The sequence below is a fragment of the Streptococcus sanguinis genome (assembly GCF_020729765.1).
Classification (GTDB): domain Bacteria; phylum Bacillota; class Bacilli; order Lactobacillales; family Streptococcaceae; genus Streptococcus; species Streptococcus sanguinis_Q.
The window spans coordinates 1-2670 of the sequence record NZ_JAJEPD010000094.1 but is presented as its reverse complement, the minus strand read 5'-3'; the positions used below and the strand labels follow the sequence as shown (position 1 = coordinate 2670).

Genomic DNA, 2670 nt, shown 5'->3' with positions numbered 1-2670 from the left:
TTTTCGGACAAAGAAAGAAGCTCAGATTGAAGCTCTTGCTTTTGAGATGAAAGTAAAAAATGGAGTAGTCGTTGATAGAGAAGTTACTCTGTATCAGTTATGGGAGCGTTGGTTTGAACTACAGATTCTACCTTTAGGAAAATCAGAATCTGCTTTAAATAAGCATAGATTCCGTGGAAAGATTATACAGAAGTATTTCCAGGATAAGCCGGTATGCGATATTCGATCAAGTGAATACCAGGAAATTATAAATGTTTATGCTAGAACAAATAGTCGGGATAATGTTAGCCGTTTAAACTCTGAAATTAAGAAAGTCATTATTTTTGCAAAAAGGGATAAGATTAATATTCATGATTTTGCTGAAGGAGTTATATTGTCTGGGCGACCTTCTCCTAAAGGGAAGAAAGATAGGTATATCCATAGCCTAAAAGATTATGCACGTTTAGCAGTTTATCTTGAAGAACAATTAGATTATAGAAAATCTGTAGTTCCTTTCCAGCTATATGTGCAGCTAAAGACAGGTTTGCGAGCTGGTGAAGTTTCGGGATTGAGTTGGGATTGTGTTCTCTGGGAGCGTCAAGGTATCCGAACCTATCGTCGTTATGATACAGTAAGAAGACGATGGACAAAGCCTAAAACTGAGGACTCTATCCGATTTATTCCAGTTGACTTTAAAGTTATAGAAATCCTTAGAAATTTGAAAAATATCCAGGAAGAATTATTGGCATTCTATGGACTAGAAAATCCAGACAATGTAGTTTTTTTTGATTTATTCAATGGTATAAGTAGCAATAATACGGTCAATAAATGGCTTAAAAATATACTCCAGGAGTTGAATATTAAACCACTAAATATGACAAGTACAGGGTTAAGGCATAGTTATTGCAGTTCTCTTTTAGCGATGGGGATCGATATTTGGGCTGTTTCAAAGCTTATGGGTCATAAGGATATAACTGAAATAACAGAAACTTATGGACATTTAATCAAAGAAAAAGCAGATGAAGAGAATAATAAAGTGAGAAATCTATTGTCTCAGCTAAATGAAAAAGTGCAAAGTTGACCAAAAGTTGACCAAAAATAAAAGAAACGCTGATAAAACAACGTTTCTAAAACTTAAGCTATACCGGCGGCCGGGGTCGAACCGGCACGTCCGTGAGGACACTGGATTTTGAGTCCAGCGCGTCTGCCAATTCCGCCACGCCGGCTCAAGTTTCTAACTGGGGTAGCTGGATTCGAACCAACGCATGAGGGAGTCAAAGTCCCTTGCCTTACCGCTTGGCGATACCCCAATAATATTAAATAGGCGAGTGATGGGGATCGAACCCACGCATGCCAGAGCCACAATCTGGTGTGTTAACCACTTCACCACACCCGCCATATTTAAACACGGGCAGTAGGAATTGAACCCACACTGAAGGTTTTGGAGACCTTAGTTCTACCTTTAAACTATGCCCGTAAAGGTTATGGAAGGGGAGGGATTCGAACCCCCGAACCCGAAGGAGCGGATTTACAGTCCGCCGCGTTTAGCCTCTTCGCTACCCTTCCGATTATAAAATTATGGCGCGAGACGGAATCGAACCGCCGACACATGGAGCTTCAATCCATTGCTCTACCAACTGAGCTACCGAGCCAACTATTGCGGGAGCAGGATTTGAACCTACGACCTTCGGGTTATGAGCCCGACGAGCTACCTAGCTGCTCCATCCCGCGTCAATACTATTCGTCCCTAAGGAGGATGTGGGATTCGAACCCACGCACGCTTTTACACGCCTGACGGTTTTCAAGACCGTTCCCTTCAGCCGGACTTGGGTAATCCTCCAAATATATAGTCCGTACGGGATTCGAACCCGTGTTACCGCCGTGAAAAGGCGGTGTCTTAACCCCTTGACCAACGGACCATAATATTATTGAAATGGGCACGAGTGGACTCGAACCACCGACCTCACGCTTATCAGGCGTGCGCTCTAACCACCTGAGCTACGCGCCCAAGTTCAAAAAACTTGGTATGAACTTTCGTTCAAAGCGGGTGACGAGAATCGAACTCGCGACAACAGCTTGGAAGGCTGTAGTTTTACCACTAAACTACACCCGCTTGAATATGGGAGTTAACGGGATCGAACCGCTGACCCTCTGCTTGTAAGGCAGATGCTCTCCCAGCTGAGCTAAACTCCCTTCGCTAAGCGACTACCATATCTCACAGGGGGCAACCCCCAACTACTTCCGGCGTTCTAGGGCTTAACTGCTGTGTTCGGCATGGGTACAGGTGTATCTCCTAGGCTATCGTCACTTAACTATTGAATTAACTGTCCTGTCCTCTCAGACAAGCCTTGTCAACTCAAAATTGAATACAATATCAAATCTCACATTTCTCTAAACCATTCGCTGCACTCTGATGAATCTCTTATTCTAGGATAAGTCCTCGAGCGATTAGTATTAGTCCGCTCCATGTGTCACCACACTTCCACTCCTAACCTATCAACCTGATCTTCTCTCAGGGCTCTTACTAACTTGCGTTATGGGAAATCTCATCTTGAGGTGGGTTTCACACTTAGATGCTTTCAGCGTTTATCCCTTCCCTACATAGCTACCCAGCGATGCTCTTGGCAGAACAACTGGTACACCAGCGGTAAGTCCACTCTGGTCCTCTCGTACTAGGAGCAGATCCTCTCA

1 protein-coding gene, 12 tRNA genes and 2 rRNA genes are annotated in these 2670 nt (G+C 43.7%); 1 reads left to right on the top strand and 14 read right to left on the bottom strand.

The features are described 5' to 3' along the window. Nucleotides 1-1060 (top strand): site-specific integrase (locus K4H96_RS11925; RefSeq protein ID WP_227956545.1); only part of this gene is annotated, 1060 nt, incomplete at its 5' end. A 61-nt stretch (nt 1061-1121) separates the two neighbouring features. Here the strand turns inward: K4H96_RS11925 and K4H96_RS11920 are convergent. From K4H96_RS11920 to K4H96_RS11855, 14 genes are all read right to left on the bottom strand, one after another. Next, a tRNA-Leu gene (locus K4H96_RS11920) sits at nt 1122-1205 on the bottom strand. 12 nt (nt 1206-1217) lie between these two features. Beyond that, nucleotides 1218-1289 (bottom strand) — tRNA-Gln (locus K4H96_RS11915). A gap of 13 nt (nt 1290-1302) precedes the next feature. Next, a tRNA-His gene (locus K4H96_RS11910) sits at nt 1303-1375 on the bottom strand. A gap of 10 nt (nt 1376-1385) precedes the next feature. Next, nucleotides 1386-1456: transfer RNA gene (locus K4H96_RS11905), tRNA-Trp, on the bottom strand. 8 nt (nt 1457-1464) lie between these two features. Continuing rightward, a tRNA-Tyr gene (locus K4H96_RS11900) sits at nt 1465-1545 on the bottom strand. A 13-nt stretch (nt 1546-1558) separates the two neighbouring features. Then, nucleotides 1559-1631, bottom strand: a tRNA-Phe gene (locus tag K4H96_RS11895). Between the two features lie 5 nt (nt 1632-1636). Continuing rightward, nucleotides 1637-1710 (bottom strand) — tRNA-Met (locus K4H96_RS11890). A gap of 19 nt (nt 1711-1729) precedes the next feature. Further along, nucleotides 1730-1819: transfer RNA gene (locus tag K4H96_RS11885), tRNA-Ser, on the bottom strand. Between the two features lie 7 nt (nt 1820-1826). Continuing rightward, nucleotides 1827-1898 (bottom strand) — tRNA-Glu (locus K4H96_RS11880). Nucleotides 1899-1913: 15 nt separating this feature from the next. Beyond that, a tRNA-Ile gene (locus K4H96_RS11875) sits at nt 1914-1987 on the bottom strand. Nucleotides 1988-2021: 34 nt separating this feature from the next. Further along, nucleotides 2022-2092: transfer RNA gene (locus K4H96_RS11870), tRNA-Gly, on the bottom strand. Nucleotides 2093-2099: 7 nt separating this feature from the next. Next, nucleotides 2100-2172, bottom strand: a tRNA-Val gene (locus K4H96_RS11865). Nucleotides 2173-2175: 3 nt separating this feature from the next. Further along, nucleotides 2176-2291 (bottom strand): 5S ribosomal RNA (gene rrf, locus K4H96_RS11860). A gap of 116 nt (nt 2292-2407) precedes the next feature. Further along, nucleotides 2408-2670 (bottom strand): 23S ribosomal RNA (locus tag K4H96_RS11855); the annotation flags it as partial.